Genomic DNA, 18806 nt, shown 5'->3' on the forward strand with positions numbered 1-18806 from the left:
TAGTGGATAATATGGTCGATCATTAATATAACATTAAACAATCTGCACATTTGCATATCTGCACATTTGCACATCTAACATCATGGCAGGTAACTCATTCGGGCAATTATTCAGGATAACGACTTTTGGCGAATCGCATGGCGAAGCTATCGGCGTAATAGTAGACGGTTGCCCGGCGGGCTTAACGGTAGACCTGGATTACATACAGGGCGAACTGGATAAACGCAAGCCCGGCCAAAGCAAAATAACCACACAGCGTAAAGAGGCCGATACCGTGAAGATACTTTCGGGTACGTTCGAAGGCAAAACTACCGGCACACCCATCGCCATGATCATCCCCAACGAGGATCAGCGCTCTAAGGATTACGGGCACAATGTGGATGTTTTCCGCCCCTCGCATGCCGATTATACCTACCATACTAAATATGGCATCCGCGACCATCGCGGCGGGGGCCGCTCCTCTGCCCGCGAAACTGCAGCGCGCGTAGCTGCAGGTGCCTTAGCAAAATTGCTACTAAAAACACAAGGCATAGAAGTACTGGCGCATGTAAGCAGCGTCGGTAAGATTGATGCGCCTAATGTTACCATTACCAGCGCGGAAGATTTCTTAGCCGAACGCGAGAAGAACATCGTCCGCTGTGCCGACCCGGCCACTGCCGTGGAGATGATAGAATTTATCGACGGTATCCGCAAACAAGGCGATACCGTTGGCGGTAAAGTAAGCTGCCATATCCAGAACTGTCCCGTCGGTCTTGGCGATCCGGTATTTGATAAACTCCACGCCGACCTGGGTAAAGCTATGCTGAGCATCAACGCCGTACACGGTTTTGAATTCGGCTCGGGCTTTGGCGGCAGCGAAATGCGCGGCTCGGAGCATAACGATATTTTTATCACCAACGATGCGGGTAAGGTCAGCACCATCACCAACTTCAGCGGCGGTATCCAGGGTGGTATAAGCAATGGTATGCCTATCGATTTTAAGGTGGCCTTTAAACCCGTAGCTACTATTATGCACAACCAGCAAACGGTAGATAGCGAAGGCAACGCCGCCGAAATATCCGGCAAGGGCCGCCACGATCCTTGCGTAGTACCGCGCGCCGTGCCCATTGTAGAAGCTATGGCCGCATTGGTACTGGCAGACCACTGGTTAAGGAACCGCAATTCGAAACTGTAAGACAGCAGCCAGCCTTTACATTAAATCACTCCGAGTATATTTCAAACAAAAGCCCCGTTTAATCTGTTTTTAAAGCAGATTGAACGGGGCTTTCGGGTATATCGACATATGCCAGGCAGGAGAAACTAGCGAGGGCATCTTATCCTTCTTCAGGCACCAGTTTCCCCTCCGCAAACTTATTAATCACCATGGCCGCTACGTTATCTCCCGTGGCATTCAAAAGGGTTGCTACGGGGTCTATCAATGTGCCGATAATGATGGCGGGAGGAAGCGCCTCGGGCGGGAAGCCGTAGGCCGAGATGAACAGCAATTCGCCAATGTACCCACCGTTGGGGATGCCACCTTCTACAATACTCACCAGCACCGTCATACCCAGCGCTACGGCAATTACGCCGGCACTATCGAACCCTTTGCCGAACATGGCAAACACCACAGCCATTTTCAGGATTGAGGACACACTGGAACCGTCTTTATGTAATGGCCCACCCAATGGAATGGTTATGCCGGCGATAACATCGCTTACGCCCATTTTTTTGGCAGCGTCGATGTTTGCGGGTATAGTAGCAATACTGCTGCATGTGGCAACCGCTGTGGCAGAGGGGATGATATTGTTTTTCCAAAACCTGCGGATGCCTTTTACACCACCGGCGATAAATGCATATAGACTGTAAAATACGGCGTAATAAAACAGGCTCACCCCGTAGCCAATGCCTAGTGTATGTGCGTAGGTGCCAAATAATGCCGGGCCAAACTCTGCCACCTGGTAGGCAAAATAGGCACCAAGCCCAATCGGCCCGGCTTTCATGATGATAATGAAAACTTGTTTGAAAGCCTCGTTGCCGGCGTTTAAAAAATCGCTGAAAGCCCTCCCTTTTTCACCCGCTCGTAGTGCGCCAAAACCCACTAAAATGGCAAAAATGATCATGGCCAGCATGTTTTTGCGGGAAAGTAAATTGAAGAATTCGCTGGTGGTGAACAGTTGCACGATAGAATCGCCCGAGAATTTTTTACCGGCATCCTGTGAAACATCGGCTGCAGCCTTGGCCATACTGTTATCCAGCGGAAACACCCATAATGCGGCAATAGTTAATAGTGCCGCTACAATCACAGTACCCAGAAAAACGCCGGTCATGATAGCCATGATGCGGCTGAGCTTCTGCGTGCCCTGCAGGTTGGCTATTGCCGATGAAATAGCGAAGAACACCAGCGGTATCACGGCCACGAACAGCAGGTTGAGGAACAGATCGCCGATAGGCTTCAACACCTCGGCATCTTTCTTCAGCACGATACCTGCTATAGTACCCGCAATAATGCCCGTAAGCAGCCAGATAATACTACTGTAGTTTTTAAACCAGTTGTTATTCATAAGTAAATTAAGCCTCCACAAAACGGCATCGGTGAAAGTAAAAAATTTATCGGACTATATTGCGGTGGGACCGACTGTGACCAAGACTTTTCAGAAAGTTGATAAATCTGCACAGCATCAAAGCCTATTTTGCTACTTTTGCCTTTCAGCTAAAAAAGCATCACAAATGGAGACTACTTTCGCAACTATCGCTCATATCATCAAAGGCCGCCGTACCATTAAGCCCTCTACCATGAACGGCAATAAGATACCCAACGGCCACATAGCCTCTATTTTAGAGCTCGCCGACTGGGCGCCTACCCACGGGTTAACCGAACCATGGCGTTTCATTGTTTTTGAAGAACCTTTGAAATATTGCGCCCAGCACGCCGAAATATATAAGGCCGGCACTACCGAAGAAACTTTTAACCCAACCACTTTTGCCAATTTAAGCAGCCAGGGCAATAATACCTCGCATGTGGTTATCGCCTACCAAAAACGCGGCGATTTACCAAAGATACCGCAGTTTGAAGAAGTGATAGCGACATCATGCGCCGTGCAGAACATGCTTTTGGGTGCAACGGCTCTTAACATAGGCGCATTTTGGAGCACCGGCGGTATGGCCCTTAAGCCTGCCTTTGCCGAGCATTTCGGCCTGGGTGCAGAGGATAGCGTGTTAGGCGTCATTTACCTGGGCTACACCGAAACACAGCCAGCAGGCGTCCGCAAAACGCCTATTGAAGAAAAAATTACCTGGAATAAATAGCAAGCCAGCAGGACGGAACGTATAACGACACCCTCCCGGCTTGACCGGCGAGGGTGTTCTGTTTTTAGGGCCTTTGCAAATTGCCTTGAGGCAAAAAAGAGATCCATATAAAAAATAAAGCCACCGGCGGATAACCAGGCAGTTAAATCCTGTTAAATTCGCCTTAATACTAAAGCCGTGTTACAACTTTACAAAAACGCTTACAGCGGGTTAGCCCGCAACAATTGGTACCTAAGCATAGTGATGCTTATAAACCGCAGCGGTACCATGGTTGTGCCGTTCCTCACCATTTATTGCATCAACCAACTTCATTTTACGGTGGCCGAGGCGGGGACCGTAATGGCCTTGTTTGGCATTGGTTCTATCATCGGCGCGTATTGCGGCGGGCTGCTGTCTGATAAGATTGGCTTTTACGATATGCAAGTGGGTGCGTTGGTTACAGGCGGGCTGATGTTTATACTGCTGGGCTTTGCACATACCTTCGTTATGCTGGGGGCGGGTACCTTCGTACTCAGTTTCTGCAACGAATCTTTCCGCCCGGCAAACTCTATGGCTATTGCCCATTACAGCAGTCCCGAAAACAAAACACGCTCTTACTCGCTGCATCGCCTGGCGGTAAACCTGGGTTGGACGGTCGGCGCGGCAACCGGCGGTTTTCTGGCATCTTTTAATTATCATTTATTGTTTTGGGTAGATGGCTGCACCAATATATTGGCAGCGCTGATGCTGTTATGGCTGATGCCTCGCTCGGGCTATCAAAAGCCGGTTAAAGTTGTGGGCGCGGTTGCTGCTGCCTCCTCGGCTTATAAAGATAAAACGTACCTGCTGTTTATCGGACTGACCACGCTTTTCAATATCTGCTTTTTCCAGTTTTTTGTAATGGAGCCGGTTTTCTACAAGCTGGAGTGGCACTTCGGCGAGCGATTTATCGGCTTCCTGCTGGCACTTAACGGCATTATCATCGTGGTGGTAGAGATGGTGATGATCAATTACCTGGAGGGCAAAAAGCACCCTTTGATATACATTGCAAGTGGCGTAGTGGTTACAGGCAGCGGCTTCCTGCTGCTCAACTACCTGCCGCCCACTGCTGTCGCAGGCTTGCTGGTGGTTATCATCATCACCTTCGGCGAGATGCTGAGCATGCCGTTCGGTACCTCATTTTGGGTTACGCGCTCGTCTGATCATAACCGTGGGCAGTACGCGGCTTTGTACACCATGTCCTGGTCGGCAGCGCAGGTTATAGCGCCGGCATTAGGTGCACAGGTGATACAGCACGGCGGCTTTAAGGTACTGTGGAGCTTGCTTGGCGGCATTTGCGCTGTAGTAGCCGTGGGCGTATTGCTGATGTATAAATTCAACGCCGAAAGCAAAGTAGTGGCCGACATCAAAGCCGCCGAAGCGGAGATGCAGGAATGAGGCCTTTAAAAGCCGCGGAAAGTTGTGCCCACGGCCAAAACAATAAACCCTATCATCACCAGCGTAAAACTGTAAAGGGTTAAATAGGGCACGGCTATTAAATGGCCTATGATGCCGGCAATGCCGCAGGCTAAGCCAATAATCCAGGTGATTCTTTTGGGGGAGGATGGGTTTGTCATGCTGGTATTGTAAGGATTTAATTGTGAATATGTTATGGAGGCAACGCAGGGTTGGGCAAAAGGTTTCACCAATTAACTAAAGTAATTTTCAACACGTTAATTTAAATTTTCGAAACCCTTAGTTTCAACCCTCCTCCCTATCTTTACCCCCATGAAACGCGTCCTCATCCTCGATCTTGATAATACCATCTACCCGGTAAACTCTATAGCCAACCACCTATTCGGTCACCTGTTTAAACTGATAGACGAGCGGTTAGAACCTGCCGACAGCGATATGGTAAACAAAGCCAAAGACGAGCTTACCCGCCGCCCATACCAACACGTGGCCGACGAATTCGGCTTCAGTGCCGAACTGAAAGCCGCAGGCATGGAAATGCTTAATAACATTGAGCTGGATATACCCATGCGGGCGTTTGAGCAATACGCACAGATACAAAGTATTGCTATAGATAAATACCTGGTAACAACCGGCTTTACTAAGCTGCAGATGAGCAAGGTAAAAATGCTGGGTATTGAAGCAGATTTCAAAGGTATTTATATCGTGGACCCCGAGAAGTCATCCCAAACCAAAAAGGATGTTTTTGCCAACATCATGGCCGAAAATGGCTACGCCACCGAGGATGTTCTGGTAATAGGCGACGACCCCAAATCTGAAATAAAAGCAGCCGTAGAATTGGGCATAGATACTTTCCTATTTGACCCGGGCGACCGCCACACCGATGCTACCGTAACTTATAGGGGGAAGGATTATATGGATGTGGTAAGGATAGTAAAGGGTAGTTAAACACTATAACGTCATGCTGATCTTTTCAGCACCCCATCATAATAGTGGCCACTATGCTAACCCACTTTGCATACCGTAAACCCGCCGTGTGGGGTACTGAAACAAGCATGCATGATGTTAATCTAAATCCCTACGCCAACACCAATTGCCCAAAATGATAAGCTATATGATTAGTGCGGCTGAGCAACACGCTTAGGCGGTTGCGGGTGGGGTCCTTGGCGAAGTCCTCATCCGTCATGGCGTTATGGCGTTTAAACCAATCTTCGGCTGGCAAAGCGGCAAATAGCTCATTTAGACGGCTGTGTACATCTGCCCAATATTGTTTTAGCTGCCCAACGGTATAAGCATCTACGCTGGGGCCATCTGGCGTGCGGAGGAATGCGGGGGCCAATTCGGGGTATAGGGCCTCACCAATGCCCAGGGTTTCGCTAAGCAGGCCGTGGTAGCTGGTAAGGTGGCCGTAAAGGTATATGATACGGTTTTTGCCGGGTGCTATCGTCTTCTGGAAATCGGAATCGCTAAGGGCATTAAAATATTTTTCGGCACGTGCYACCTGGGTGTTCCATCCCTGCAGTGCCATGGTTACGAATAATTGCTGCTCCATCTTTTTTTTGCGATAAAGATGGCGCAACTACACCGGTTTTGGCGTCTCCCCTACCGAAATTTACGGTTTGTTGACTTACCCCTTAAGGCCTGCTATCCGCCTTCACCTCAAAAGTAAAGGTTTGCGCGGCAGCATCGCCCTTGGCATCCATCCCCTGTACTATGCCGAAGTATTTGCCGGTCTGGTCTGATGTATAGAAAGCAACTTTGTTGGCCGTTTGCGTACCGGTTTTTATATCGGGCGACCAGAACAGCAGGTTGCGAAAATCGGGCATACGGCTCCGTATCTGCTCTTCGGTATCGTACGCGGGTGAATAAAACTCGCGCTGTATTTGCATGCCTTCGTAGTCCATTACCAGGGCGTGGGGGTCCAATTCGGAGCTGCCCAGGTCGCCTTTATAGGTGGTGTAGTTCATGATGCCTTCGAATATTGCGGGCCCCCAAAAGTAGCGGTTGGGCATAACCTGCAGCCGTTGCACCTTAAGCGGATCTACGTCCATCAGTTTATTCAGGTTGAACACCGGCACGCCATCAACCATTACCAGCGGGTCGCCGTTCAGCGGGGTTTTGTTGTCCATCAGGGTGATATGCGACCGCCCCTTTGTTTTAGATACGCTGTAGGCCTCACGCACGTACTCGCGTACCACTTCTTCCATGGTAACGAAGCGGGTAAAATCATCCAGCTTGTAGGTTTTAAACGGTTTGCCGAAAAACGCCGCGCTATCTACCGCGGGCAGGTTATAATGCCTCAGCTTATTGCCGGCATAAATATTCTGCACCTGAATGCTCAGGCTCTGCTGCGTCAATGCGCCCTGCATGCCGGGCGTAAGTTCAAAGCCAGGTAGGGCGGTAGTGCTATATTGCTCAGAAAACGGGCTCAATATCTCCAGTTTGTGGACAGTATCGCGTTCGGTATTGGTTTGTACTACAATCTCGTTGGCACCATACAATTCGCTGGTATTAAAGTATAATATTCCGTCGGCGTTGCTCCTTGCCGCAAAAACCTGTACGCGCTTGCCCGGTACGGCCAGGTAGGCCGTAACATCTTTAGCTCCTCTTTGTGCGGCATCTGTTGCTTTACCAATCACCAAGTGACCGTTATACTCGGGCAGGTATTTAAATGCGGGCGCAGTGCCAGACAGGGCCTCCTCCCAACGGAACCTGCGCCAGCCCTGCGTAAGCAGCAGGTTATCGGTGGCCTCGTCTACTTCGGGGCCGGTAGCGGTAAAGTAATACCCCGGAGATTCGATATTGCCCTTAAGGTCGGCCCCGAGCCAAAAGTAGCTCAGGATATCCTGCCGGTCGGCCGTTTGCAGGGAATCGATACGGTAAACCGACATCGATAAGCCCGATGCCAGCATCTTGCCTGCGGCATCCTTAGCGGCTACGCTTACGTTCACCTTTTTGCGCGTAGCGTATTGCTGCGCATCGGCGGCGGCATCAACAAACAGGCTTTGTTTAGGGCGTTTAAAATATAAACGTTCGCAAACGGGCTGGCGGTTAGCATCGAAAACGGTAAGCTGCGTAATGCCATCGCCCAGTTTATCTTTACTGATGGCGAATACGGCCACGCCTGCGTTGCCGGCGGTGCTGAGGGCCACTTTGGCTACTCCGCGGGTTTGGGCGAAAAGGTACGCCTGGCCATCGCCGGCATTGGTATTTACGGTTACGCTCAGCGTGCCGTTGCCTGCATCGGTAACGCGCATGGTATAACCCTTAGCGGTTACAGCCGGGAACGCCACAACCGACGATGTGTTGCCGACCTTTATTTCGGCCCGGTAGGTACTGCCCGCAACAGGCGTAAAGGCAAAATGCCCCATGCCGAATTTAAGCGGCTGGAAACGAGCCACCGTATCGTTATGGTCATTTAGGATGGCACCCTTAAATGTTAAATCCTCCCCGTTTTTGCCCGTGGCCTTAAAAGCAACATTAGCAGGTAAGCCAACCACCAGATTGCCCCCTTCCGGGAAAAATTGCACGTGGAGATTGGGCGATTGTATTTTGGCTGTCGGCTCCGGCGTGCGCAATGGATTTATGATGGTAACTACTTTCTCGAAAAAGCCCTCCGGGCCAAAATTCTTCATCCAACTGGTGTAAGCCCGTAGCTTATAATTGCCGTTTGCAACTGATGCAGGTACCACCAGCGAGCCGCTGCCTGTACCATTCTTCATCGCTATCTTGGCTTGCATTACGCTTGCCTGGGTATTATCCAAAATGTCTACATACACCACCTTGCTAAGGGTTAAAGGGCGGTTCAAAGCATTGTCTACGCAGTATATTTTGAACCAGATAATCTCCCCGGCCAGGTAGGTGCTTTTGTCTGTGTGCACGAATATTTTCTCCTGCAAGGCTTTTTGCGTGTATTGGTTAAAAGCATTTTGCAGTGGCTGTACATCCTGAGCGTGGCTCTGGGCAACCAGAAGCGCAAGCGCCGGCATAAACAAAGTGTGCTTAAGCAACTCTAATATTTTCTTACTGTTCATGTTCATCAAATATTGTTATATCGGTTACAGTATATTTTAATTATCCGTCCAAAACGCAGGTTTAAGCAGCGTTCCGCGTATAGTGCAGTCGGCGCATTGCCTGCTGGTATAGTTATTGGCCTTAATGGGAATATTTACACCGTTGCCATCAATCACGCTCTCTTGTATCTCATTCCCCTCGGGTATCCTGATGGAACAACCCTCGAAGGCGTACACCGTACGCCAGGCCGGGGTAAAGGGCATTTCGGACCTATCCACATACACCCTCTTTGATGCAATGGTGCTTATGCTGATGTACCCGATAACCGGCGTTTGCGGGCTGGCCACATTGTGTATGTTGCCCGAAATTTCTGAGGGCAGCGCATCGAATATGCTTCCCAGTTGCTCGGTATTTTTCTTCAGATTTTCCCAAAAAGCATAGGCCGCCTTACTAAGTGCATACTGCCGCAGCAACATGCTGTACCTTATGCTTATCTTTTCGGAACCGGCCGGTATTTGGGTAATAGGGTTTTGGCTGATGATATCCTGGCTCGTACGCACCGATGTATTCAAAAGGATAGTACTACTTTTAGACGAACTGTAGCATTTATAAATATCATCCTGCGGGAATTCGCGCTCTATGATGGTGTCGCCAAACACTTTAAATTCCGATAAAAAAGCCGCGTTGAAGCGCCAGTTTTCCTGGTAATCCCAGCGGTAATATTGCGTTTTTCCCGTGGCATCGTGCGCCGCCGAATAAAAATCGAGCGTATCGCCTTTTATCTTATAGCTAATTGAATCTATAGGCGGCGTAATCTTCACCTCCATCTCGTCAGACAGGTAATCCTGCCCCCCGGCGGTATGTATTTTCAGCCGATATGTTTTTGCAGCATCGAGGCTCAAACCTGCCGATGCATAGGTACCGCCCGATATTTCTGTTAAATTATAAGTCGAGCCGTTACCTTCTACCGTAACTGTTGCGCCTGTTTCGGGCTGGCTGGATGTTTTCTCGGATAATTTTACGGTGTGGCTAAGCCTTATAAAAGTAGAATCGGCACCCGGCACAATTACGCCCTCTACCACCAATAAGCTGCCCGACGATGCTATTGCAGGCGGCAAGTATGCCTTACGGCAAGCAGTTGCCGTTAATAACAGTAAGGCAAAAGCTATATATCTTATGATGCCGTTTATATTCATTTCCAAAAAGATGGTCTCCTGTTTGTGCCCCTCAATGTACAGTTTACACATTCGCCGGTGTTGTATTCTGCGGCATACATGTGCCCCTTAGGATCAAAAAACGCATCCAATGCATAATGCGGACCATAAATTATATCGGCTTTTATGGTGTTGTTACCAAACGCATCGGGATCCTGCGCTGTGCCTCCCTCGCAAAAAAAATCGGGATAAACTACTTGCCAGGCCGTGGTAAAAGGCATTTCGCTCCTATCTATAAAAATCCTTTTAGTGGATACGGTGCTGATGCTTACAAAACCGATTACCGGTGCCGTAGGATTTGCTGTATTATGTATATTACCCGCTAGTTGCGAAGGCAGCGCATCAAAAATGCTCCCCAGGCTCTCCGTGTTCTTTTTCAACTCCGTCCAAAAAAAATAGGCCTGTTTAGTAAGCGCATACTGTTTTAACAGCATGCTGTACCTAATGCTTATTTTTTCGTCGCCGGCCTTAATGAACGCGATTGGGTTTTTGATTACTACATCGTGCTGCAAATTTACGGTGGAAGCTAAAAGGACAACGTTTGAACCATGATTGCCCCAACAACTATATATTTCATCTTCTAATGTATGCTGGCGGGGCAGCAGGGTATCGCCCACCACTTTATACTTGGATTCGAACTCGGAATTGAAACGCCAGGTTTCCTGGTATTCCCAACGGTAGTACCTGGTGGTATCGAGCGGGTCATGCGCAGCGGAGGTGATGTTCACCCCATCGCTTTGGATTTCATAGGCCAGTGTATCTATAGGCGGCGTAATCTTTACCTCCATCTCGTCAGATAAATAATCCTGGTTACCGGCGGTGTGTATTTTCAGGCGGTATTTTTTTGCTGCATCGAGGCTCAAACCCGCGGCTGCATAGGTGCCGCCAGCTATTTCTGCTAAATTATAAGTTGCGCCGTTACCTTCTACGGTAACCTTTGCGCCTGTTTCGGGCTGGCTGGTGGTTTTTTCGGATAGTTTTACGGTATGGCTAAGCTTGATAATGGTAGAGTCGGCTCCAGGCACAATTACCCCCTCAACTACCAGCACGCCGCCTGCTGATGCTATTGCAGGCGGCAGGTAGGCCTTACGGCAACCTAAAGCCATTAATAGAAGCCCCATGCACGCGATATATTTTATCTTCCCTGTCATTACCATATCCTTCCTTATTTGTCTGCCCAAAATGCCGGGCGTTTCGGGCTGCCGCGCAGCGTACAGTCTACGCATTGCCGCGAGGCATACGAAAACCCTATTATAGAATCTGTTTTGGTGCGCGGGTTGGGCACCGTTATAGCATCGACAGGGAAATTGATGCTTTGGATAATATTCCCCTCAACGGTGTTAGTGTTGTTATAGCGCGGGTCAACGTAAAGGCCGTAATCTGATTTGCAGCCATCGTAGGGGTAAACATCTTGCCATTCGGGCGTAAAAGGCAGCTCCGTCCTGTCGATATAGATGCGTTTAGAGCTTACCGTGCTGATGCTTACATAGCCAATAACGGGGGTGGCCGGATTGCTTAGGTTATGCACGTTGCCCGATATTTCTGACGGCAGGGCATCGAAAATGCTGCCCAATTGCTCGGTATTTTTCTTTAGGTTTTCCCAAAAAGCGTAAGCCTCTTTGGTTAAGGCGTACTGATTAAGTTTGATGCTGTAACGTATGCTCAGCCGCTCGGTGCCGGGCGCAATCTGCGTTATGGGGTTTTGCGTCACAATATCCTGAGCCAGCTTAACGGTAGAGCCCAATAGAATAGTACTGGCCTGGTACGAGCCGTAGCACTTGTAAATCTCGTCCTGCGGGTATTCGCGTGGTATAACGGTATCGGGGGCCACCTTGTATTTCGATTCGAAAAGCGAATTGTATCGCCAGGTTTCCTGATAGTCCCAACGGTAATAACGCGTGTTGTTGGTTGCATCGTGCGCGGCTGAGTAGATGTGCAACCCGTCTGCCTCTATCTTGTAACCGAGGCTGTCGATAGGCGGAGTAATTTTTACTTCCATCTCGTCCGACTGATACTCCTGACCCGATGCGGTGCGTATTTTAAGGCGGTATTTATTCGCAGCGCTCAGGCTGAGGTTGGTTGCGGCGTAGGTGCCACTGCTTCGTTCTGCCAAACTGTAGGTTGCCCCGTTGCCCTCTATGGTAACGGTAGCGCCCGTTTCGGGCTGGCTTGTTGTTTTTTCGGATAGTTTTACGGTGTGGCTCAACCTGATGATGGTAGAATCGGCCCCGGGCACAATTACGCCTTCAACCACCAGCAAGCTGGTACTCGCAGCAACGGCCGGCGGCAAATATGGTTTACGGCACGCGGCAATTGCCACGGCCATAGCCAAAATCAGGAATATCAATGCCGGTTTATGCATCATCAGAACCTCAGGTTATAGTTGATAAACGGTATCGGGTGCGCAAATATGGATAGCTTATACCCGGTAATAACGCCGCTCTCCTGCGTAAAGTAGGTTGAGTAAGCGTTTTGCCTGCCCGTAAGGTTGTACACGCCCAGCGTTACCGAGCTGTGGAAAAACTGGTGCACCCGGTGGTTGCCTTCTATATTCAGCGAGAAATCGCTACGGAAATAATCTGGGATGCGGTAGGCGTTCCTGTCTGAATAATACACCCGCTCGGATCCTGCGTAGTAGTATTTGCCCGTTGGCAGCGTAATTGGCCTGCCCGTGCTGTACGTAACATTTAACGATATGCTGAACCTGTGGGTAAACCTGTAGTTGCCTACAAAATTGAAGCTATGGGGCTTATCGTAATTGGCGGGGTAAAAATCGCCATTGTTTACGGGCTGACCCAGGGTTGGGTCGTCCTGTTTAAGGAAAGTGCGCGAGTAGGCGTAAGTTATCCAGCCATTGGCGGCCCCGGTGTTTTTGCGCACCATAAATTCTATGCCGTAAGCCTTGCCCCTGGTATTGATCACATCTGTTTCTATGTGGTGGTTAAGCACCAGCGTAGCGCCGCTGCGGTAGTCTAAATAATCGCGCAGGCGTTTGTAGTAAACCTCAACGGATGTTTCGATGGTATTATCTTTCAGGTTTTTGTAGAGGCCCAAGGATACCTGATCGCCAAATTGTGGTTTTATGTTGGGGTTGCTGAGCTGCCAAACATCGGTAGGCGCAATGGCAGTGGTATTAGATAGCAGGTGTATGTACTGCCTTAAGGTATTGTAGCCTGCCTTAACCGACAGGTTATCGCCCAGGTTGTACCTTGCCGATAGCCTTATTTCGGGGCCGCCATAAGTTTTGATGAGCTTGCCGCTGCTGTATTGCGTGCTATCTATCAACGTAGTGTTGCTGCGTGGCACGCCGGGGGCGTAATTATTTACGGTTTGTGGGCCGAGGAAGTTATAGAGCGAATACCGGATACCGAAGCTAACCGAAAGGTCGTCGTTCAGGTCAAATTTATCGCCGAGGTAAAGGGCACTTTCAAGGGCCTGTTGCGCGGGCACAACATCAGGTATGATTAAAGAAGCCGCATCGTTTGGCCCATAGGTGCCGGGGTGCAGCTTGTAATAAATGCTGTTTAGGCCGAAGCTGATGGTATTGCGGGTATTGAGGTAGTAAGTAAAATCGGATTTGAAGTTGGTTTGGTTGATATCGAACTTAAGCTTATAGGCTGTAATGGGGTTATCGAAACTGGAGATATCGTATTGGTAGCGGTCGTTACCGGCTAAAAACACGCCGAACATCTTATTATTGAAGTTGTGCTTCCACTTGATATTGAAGTTGCGGTTACTGTAGCTGTAACCAGTATCGCTATTGAGCTTGAATTTATCGCGACTAATGTAGGTGGTGATATAGATATTATCCTTATCGCTTAGCTGGTGGCTGATATCGAGGTTGAAATCGTAAAAAGATGCCTGGCTGTTTTTATAAGCATCGGGCAATAGCTTAAGCAGCCAATCTGAATAGGTGGCACGGCCGCCGAAAATGAACGAGGTTCTATCTTTAATTATCGGCCCTTCGATATTGAAGCGGCTGGTAATGGCACCAATGCCTGCCGAACCGGTAAATTTCTTTTTGTTGCCCTCCCTATCGCTAACATCTAATATCGACGACAGGCGGCCACCGAACCGCTCGGGGATACTGCTCTTGTACAACTCCACCCCTTTCACGATATCGGGGTTAAACGCTGAGAAGAAGCCGAAGAAGTGCGATGGGTTGTAGATAGTGGCATCGTTAAGCAAAATCAGGTTCTGATCTGCCGAGCCGCCGCGCACGTTGAAGCCTGTTGAAGCCTCGCCTACGGTTTGTACGCCGGGTAGCGTTAATACAACGCGCAGCACGTCGGCCTCGCCAAATACCGTGGGCACCTGTTTGATGCTTTTGATATCAAGCCGGGTAATACCCATCTCAACCGCTTTTACGTTGGCAACCTTATCTGCCGATATTTTTACTTCTTTTAAGGTAGTCACCTGTTCCTGTAGCTCGATGATAATCTTACCATCTGAGTACAGCATAATTTGCCTGCGGGTATCGCGCATGCCTACACCGCGTATGTTAAGCAAATGCTTGCCACGAGGCAGGGTAATGGTAAAATAGCCGAACTGATCCGTAGCCACGCCGGTTTTTTGTTCGGTTATATAAATGCTGGCGCCTGTTACCGGTTCGCCAGATTTGATATCCCGTACGTAACCCGAGAGCGTGGCCTTGCCCGCTTTTATATCGTTGGTTTTTATGCCTATCTCGTAAAGCTTATTTTCGTTAGCGGCAGCGATTATCTTGTCGCGATTATCTGACAGGGCGGTAACCGGGGCCGTTGTGGGCGCAGTTGCTGTAATTGGGGCACCTCCCGGAGTCGGGGCCGCTGTCGCAGGGGCTTTTGCTATTGTGGTAAGTGCCAATGGCGTACCTGCGGGTACGGTAACAACCGGCGCTGTTACAGGTGCCGGCGAAGTGCCAAAGTAGCCCGGCGCGAGTGCGGTTTGCAGGATTTGCGTTTTGGTTATGAATACTTGTTTGCCATTGATGGCGTAACTAAAATCTGTTCCCCTAAAGGTTAGATCCAATATGTTGCTTACTGTTTTGTCGGTTGCCTGCAGGGTAACCCTAACGCTATCGAACTGGGCGGCATCGTAATAAAAGTAAAGGCCGCTTTTGCTTTCGATATCGGCAACTACTGTTTGGATGGTTGCCTGCTGAAAGTTTACGCTGATGGTTTTGTTAGCCGTTTGCTGCGCGGATGCGAAGTGGATTGTAAACAGAAGGCTTAGGCAAAACAAGTAAAGTTTTCTCATATTTAGTTAGTTATCTGGTCATAATAGGCTATTACCTTTACCATGGCCTGCTCCTTTTCGTCGCGGAAACTGATGTGGTTATCTTTCACGTATTTCTTCAATTCTTCTTTTTTATCGCCCAAAACATCGTATAAGCCGTTTTGGTTGCTGAAACTTTTGTATGTCCCGTTGATGAGCAAATACATCTTGCGGCTCTCATCGGTAAAAAAACGATCCAGCACGCCCGAAGTATTGTTCTGTATGGCTTTTTCACGCCTGATGATAAACTCGGTTTTGCCCTTATACATCTGGTCGTAAAAACCGGCTGTAAGGTTTTGGGCGTTAGCCAGCAGGGCGGGTTCTATGCGTATAAAGTGGTGGCCCATCAAATCGAAGCCCTGCAGCCGCTCGCTTATCAATTCAATGCTGGCCTCCTTGTTTGGCATCTGCATTACTATAGCATCTTTATTCAAATCGTACATCACCTGCAGGTTTTTGTACTCAAAGCCATCGTACTGCACGCCGCCGGTGTTAAAATCAAGCGCATCGGCAAAATAGGCGCTCCCTTTTATCGATTTGGGATAAAAGTTGTACTCGGGGCCATTGTACAAACGCGACTGATCGCCAATGGTGCCGTAATAGTTTGCAACGATATTATCCAGTTGCGCCTGGCGCGCAGCGGTATCGGGATAGCTGCCCTGGCCATAGCTGCTGATACCCACAAGCAGGCCTGTGCAGCAGCCTATTGCGTATTTGTAAAAAGTACTTCTCATTTTTTAATATGGTAATTGGAATTATGAATTTACGTACTTTTAATTAACAATCAATCACTTTGAGAAAAAACGAACTAAAAACTTAATTGTAACGCATTTATTACGCGGCGCGGCTTACGAATGCGACAAACATTTTAATTATAAATTGAGGCGATAGCCAAAGCTAAAAGACTGACATACAGCATTCCGGCATGGCACAGGAAGGTTTTCCCTAATTAAGGCTGATCGTGAAGACCGTTGTACCCGGAGCGAGGGTTTTTAAGGAAAACTCGTAGCCGTGGTTCAGCATAATTTCGCGCACCAGCGTAAGGCCTATGCCCTGCCCATCTTTTTTGGTGCTGAAGAAGGGTGAAAACAGCTGGGCGCTCTCTTCCCCGGTAATACCCTTGCCACTGTCGGTAATGGTAAGCAGACGTGTTTTGGGGTTGATGGCAAACTCCACTAAACCGCTGCCTTCGATGGCTTCAATAGCGTTTTTTACGATATTGATAAGCGCCTGCTCTAATTGCTCCACATCCGCGCTGATGATGCAGGGTTTGGGAGGAGCAGTAAATACGAGTTGCACGCCTTTACTTTCTGCTTTTATGTGCATCAGTTCTATCACAGCTCTAAGCAGCAGGTTTAAATCGGTTTGTTTTTTGTTGGCGGGGGGCAGCTTAACCAAATCGGCAAAGTTGCGCATAAAGTGGTTTAGGTTCTGGTTGCGGTCGAAAGCTACCTGCAAAGCATTGTTTAGCAGCCCATCGGTTTGGGTTTGCCAGAGACTGTCGGTACGCAGGGCCGATTGTAATATTGAATTTACCGGGCCGATGGTGTTGTTCACCTCGTGTGCCATCATACGTATTACCTTACCATAGGCGTTTTTTTCTGCCGCCAAAATTTCGGCGGTGAGCTCTTCCATCATCAGGAAGCCGCGCTGAAAGCCCCTATCCACAAAATGCGATTTCTGTAGCTTGTAGGTATTGATGCCATCGGGCTTTACAGTGAGGGTATCGCCTGCACGCAAAGCGGCGGCCTGCTCTAAAAGCGGATTATGCACTGCGCCTATCTCCTGCCCCTTCAGCTCCTTTTCGGTAAGGCCCAATATCTGTACAGCCTTGGGGTTAAGCTGCTGTATGCGGTTATCATGATCCAGTATCACTATGCCGGTTGGCGAGGTGTGTATCAGCTTCTCCAAAAAAAAGTGCTGTTCTTCCTGCCGGGTACGTTCTTGCCGTAATTCGTCTATCATGTGGTTGTAAACGTTTATCAGTTCATCAACTTCGTGTTTGCCCGTGGGCAGGAATTTCACGTTAAAATCCTGGTCTTTAATGGCTTCTATCCCTTGCAGCAGCATTTTTATCGGGCTTATCAGCTGCCGGTAAAGGCTCACGGAGATGATGATGGATATGATGACCACCACCTCTGATACGATGAAGAAAACCCGGTCTTTATCGAAAATATAAAAGCTGAGCGCGAGCACAAGCCCATGCAGCAATACAACGAAGATTATGTACTTAGTCCTCAGCTTCATCGTAAGGTATCTCGAATTTATCCAACCGCCGATATAGCGCGCTACGCGTGAGGCCCAATGCCGTTGCTGCCTTGCTTACCCGGTTTTTGTGGAAGGCCATGGCGCGCTTTATCATCTCTATCTCCATCTCTTCCAGCGTAACGGTACCCACGCCCGGCCATTTGGTGTTGCCGTTTTTTTGGGGCGATAGCTCCAGCTGCGATTTAAAATCATCAATCTCCAGCACGTTCTTACTACTCACCAGTATGGAACGCTCCACCAAATTCTTTAGCTGCCGTATGTTGCCCGGCAACGGCAGTTGCTGCAGCCATTTCATGGCGCTTTTGCTTACTGATAGCCCCGGCCGGTTGTATATTTGCTTGAGGTTATTGATAAAAAAATCTACCAGCAGCGGGATATCCTTTGGCCGATCACGCAGGGCGGGCAGGGTTACGGCAATGAGGTTGATACGGTACAACAAATCTTCCCTGAAGGTGCCGTTACCAGCCATAGCCGTAAGGTTTTTATTGGTGGCGCAAACCACCCGTACATCTACAGATTTGGTGCGGCTGCTGCCTAGCACCTCGTAAGTCCTATCCTGCAAAACCCTTAGCAATTTCACCTGACTGCCCGCATCCAGATCGCCTATCTCATCTAAAAAGATGGTGCCTTTGTTGGCCATCTCGAAACGGCCTGCTCTATCGAACCGTGCATCAGTAAAAGCCCCGCGTATATGGCCGAACATCTCGCTCTCGAACAAGGACGTAGATATCCCACCCAAATTCACCTTGATAAACGGCTTGTTGCGGCGCAGGCTGTTCTGGTGCACAGCTTCGGCAATCAGTTCCTTGCCCGTGCCACTTTCGCCCATTATCAGGATGGAGGCATCGGTACCTGCCACCCTCCCAATGGTTTCCAGTATCTGCAGCATCTGTGGGTCTTCGCCTATGATGTGCTTAAAGTTGTACTCCTTATCCAATTGCTTGCGGGTCCGGTTTACAGCAACCTCTTCGCGCAGGTTCAACAGGGTTTTTACCGATTGCAACAAATGCCCGTTATCCCAGGGCTTGTTGATGAAATCGTTGGCTCCCATCTTCATGCCCTGCACAGCCAGCGCAATGCTGCCCCAGCCGGTTATCAGTATTACGGGGATAGTTGCGTTCAGCTTCTTTATATCCGCTAATAAGTGCATCCCCTCCTCGCCCGTGGTACTAATAGAAAAGTTCAGATCGAGGATAATCAGTTCGGGGTTATCGTTTTTGATGATATGCAGCGCATCTTCGGGCGTTTCGGCACCGGTTACCGTGTAGCCTTCGCTTTTTAGCAGAAGCTGTAGCGAGGTGCGTACCGCAATATCATCGTCAATAACCAGTATCATAT

At 49.1% G+C, this 18806-nt stretch carries 15 protein-coding genes; 4 read left to right on the plus strand and 11 right to left on the minus strand.

The genetic code is table 11. The annotated features are described in order from the left end of the window. Window positions 1-82 precede the first annotated feature (82 nt). Window positions 83-1174 carry a chorismate synthase gene (aroC, locus tag AC1DYT_RS09870; protein WP_477469451.1) on the plus strand — a complete coding sequence of 364 codons (1092 nt, stop codon included), beginning with the start codon at window positions 83-85 and terminating at the stop codon, window positions 1172-1174. Window positions 1175-1313: 139 nt separating this feature from the next. Here the strand turns inward: aroC and AC1DYT_RS09875 are convergent, their stop codons facing one another. After that, a complete protein-coding gene (locus AC1DYT_RS09875; protein ID WP_477469452.1) occupies window positions 1314-2540 on the minus strand; it encodes a dicarboxylate/amino acid:cation symporter in 1227 nt (408 codons plus the stop codon). A 166-nt stretch (window positions 2541-2706) separates the two neighbouring features. On the opposite strand from AC1DYT_RS09875, the gene AC1DYT_RS09880 reads away from it, so the two are divergent. Both AC1DYT_RS09880 and AC1DYT_RS09885 read left to right on the plus strand, forming a co-directional pair. Next, window positions 2707-3285 (plus strand): nitroreductase family protein, encoded by a 579-nt coding sequence (locus AC1DYT_RS09880; protein WP_477460250.1) that lies wholly within the window; start codon window positions 2707-2709, stop codon window positions 3283-3285. Between the two features lie 177 nt (window positions 3286-3462). Further along, window positions 3463-4701 carry an MFS transporter gene (locus AC1DYT_RS09885; protein WP_477469453.1) on the plus strand — a complete coding sequence of 413 codons (1239 nt, stop codon included), beginning with the start codon at window positions 3463-3465 and terminating at the stop codon, window positions 4699-4701. A 5-nt stretch (window positions 4702-4706) separates the two neighbouring features. On the opposite strand, the gene AC1DYT_RS09890 is transcribed toward AC1DYT_RS09885, so the two are convergent. After that, the gene (locus tag AC1DYT_RS09890) at window positions 4707-4880 is read right to left on the minus strand and encodes a hypothetical protein (RefSeq protein WP_294949703.1); all 174 of its coding nucleotides are present in this window, start codon (window positions 4878-4880) and stop codon (window positions 4707-4709) included. A gap of 151 nt (window positions 4881-5031) precedes the next feature. Here AC1DYT_RS09890 and AC1DYT_RS09895 point away from each other — a divergent pair, with 151 nt between their 5' ends. Next, window positions 5032-5664, plus strand: coding sequence for an HAD family hydrolase (locus AC1DYT_RS09895; protein WP_477469454.1), 633 nt, complete (start codon window positions 5032-5034; stop codon window positions 5662-5664). Window positions 5665-5794: 130 nt separating this feature from the next. On the opposite strand, the gene AC1DYT_RS09900 is transcribed toward AC1DYT_RS09895, so the two are convergent. The 9 genes from AC1DYT_RS09900 to AC1DYT_RS09940 all read right to left on the minus strand — a co-directional run bounded on the left by AC1DYT_RS09900 (window position 5795) and on the right by AC1DYT_RS09940 (window position 18804). After that, entirely contained in the window at window positions 5795-6268 is a 474-nt protein-coding gene (locus AC1DYT_RS09900; protein ID WP_477469455.1) for a DinB family protein, read from the minus strand. Between the two features lie 82 nt (window positions 6269-6350). Then, entirely contained in the window at window positions 6351-8750 is a 2400-nt protein-coding gene (locus tag AC1DYT_RS09905; protein ID WP_477469456.1) for a hypothetical protein, read from the minus strand. 36 nt (window positions 8751-8786) lie between these two features. Then, window positions 8787-9977, minus strand: a complete 1191-nt coding sequence (locus tag AC1DYT_RS09910; protein WP_477469457.1) for a DUF4249 domain-containing protein — start codon at window positions 9975-9977, stop codon at window positions 8787-8789. Further along, the gene (locus AC1DYT_RS09915; protein WP_477469458.1) at window positions 9923-11170 is read right to left on the minus strand and encodes a DUF4249 domain-containing protein; all 1248 of its coding nucleotides are present in this window, start codon (window positions 11168-11170) and stop codon (window positions 9923-9925) included. The genes AC1DYT_RS09910 and AC1DYT_RS09915 overlap by 55 nt, the downstream gene beginning before the upstream one ends. Continuing rightward, window positions 11110-12309: a DUF4249 domain-containing protein gene (locus tag AC1DYT_RS09920; protein WP_477469459.1), complete on the minus strand. Its 1200-nt coding sequence runs from the start codon at window positions 12307-12309 to the stop codon at window positions 11110-11112. The genes AC1DYT_RS09915 and AC1DYT_RS09920 overlap by 61 nt, the downstream gene beginning before the upstream one ends. Beyond that, window positions 12309-15182, minus strand: a complete 2874-nt coding sequence (locus tag AC1DYT_RS09925) for a TonB-dependent receptor domain-containing protein (RefSeq protein ID WP_477469460.1) — start codon at window positions 15180-15182, stop codon at window positions 12309-12311. The genes AC1DYT_RS09920 and AC1DYT_RS09925 overlap by 1 nt, the downstream gene beginning before the upstream one ends. 2 nt (window positions 15183-15184) lie before the next feature. Further along, complete coding sequence (locus AC1DYT_RS09930; RefSeq protein ID WP_477469461.1) at window positions 15185-15934, minus strand: hypothetical protein; 750 nt, start codon at window positions 15932-15934, stop codon at window positions 15185-15187. Between the two features lie 211 nt (window positions 15935-16145). Beyond that, complete coding sequence (locus AC1DYT_RS09935; RefSeq protein ID WP_477469462.1) at window positions 16146-17447, minus strand: sensor histidine kinase; 1302 nt, start codon at window positions 17445-17447, stop codon at window positions 16146-16148. Beyond that, complete coding sequence (locus AC1DYT_RS09940) at window positions 17431-18804, minus strand: sigma-54-dependent transcriptional regulator (protein WP_477469463.1); 1374 nt, start codon at window positions 18802-18804, stop codon at window positions 17431-17433. Before AC1DYT_RS09940 ends, AC1DYT_RS09935 begins: the two co-directional genes overlap by 17 nt. Window positions 18805-18806 lie beyond the last annotated feature (2 nt).

This window comes from Mucilaginibacter sp. P1_D10, from assembly GCF_056406215.1.

Bases quoted from the DNA above. Each gene is read 5' to 3' on its own strand.
- aroC (WP_477469451.1), top strand. From the start codon at position 83: ATGGCAGGTAACTCATTCGGGCAATTATTCAGGATAACGACTTTTGGC.
- AC1DYT_RS09875 (WP_477469452.1), bottom strand. From the start codon at position 2,540: ATGAATAACAACTGGTTTAAAAACTACAGTAGTATTATCTGGCTGCTT.
- AC1DYT_RS09880 (WP_477460250.1), top strand. From the start codon at position 2,707: ATGGAGACTACTTTCGCAACTATCGCTCATATCATCAAAGGCCGCCGT.
- AC1DYT_RS09890 (WP_294949703.1), bottom strand. From the start codon at position 4,880: ATGACAAACCCATCCTCCCCCAAAAGAATCACCTGGATTATTGGCTTA.
- AC1DYT_RS09895 (WP_477469454.1), top strand. From the start codon at position 5,032: ATGAAACGCGTCCTCATCCTCGATCTTGATAATACCATCTACCCGGTA.
- AC1DYT_RS09905 (WP_477469456.1), bottom strand. From the start codon at position 8,750: ATGAACAGTAAGAAAATATTAGAGTTGCTTAAGCACACTTTGTTTATG.
- AC1DYT_RS09910 (WP_477469457.1), bottom strand. From the start codon at position 9,977: ATGTGTAAACTGTACATTGAGGGGCACAAACAGGAGACCATCTTTTTG.
- AC1DYT_RS09915 (WP_477469458.1), bottom strand. From the start codon at position 11,170: ATGCGTAGACTGTACGCTGCGCGGCAGCCCGAAACGCCCGGCATTTTG.
- AC1DYT_RS09920 (WP_477469459.1), bottom strand. From the start codon at position 12,309: ATGATGCATAAACCGGCATTGATATTCCTGATTTTGGCTATGGCCGTG.
- AC1DYT_RS09925 (WP_477469460.1), bottom strand. From the start codon at position 15,182: ATGAGAAAACTTTACTTGTTTTGCCTAAGCCTTCTGTTTACAATCCAC.
- AC1DYT_RS09930 (WP_477469461.1), bottom strand. From the start codon at position 15,934: ATGAGAAGTACTTTTTACAAATACGCAATAGGCTGCTGCACAGGCCTG.
- AC1DYT_RS09935 (WP_477469462.1), bottom strand. From the start codon at position 17,447: ATGAAGCTGAGGACTAAGTACATAATCTTCGTTGTATTGCTGCATGGG.
- AC1DYT_RS09940 (WP_477469463.1), bottom strand. From the start codon at position 18,804: ATGATACTGGTTATTGACGATGATATTGCGGTACGCACCTCGCTACAG.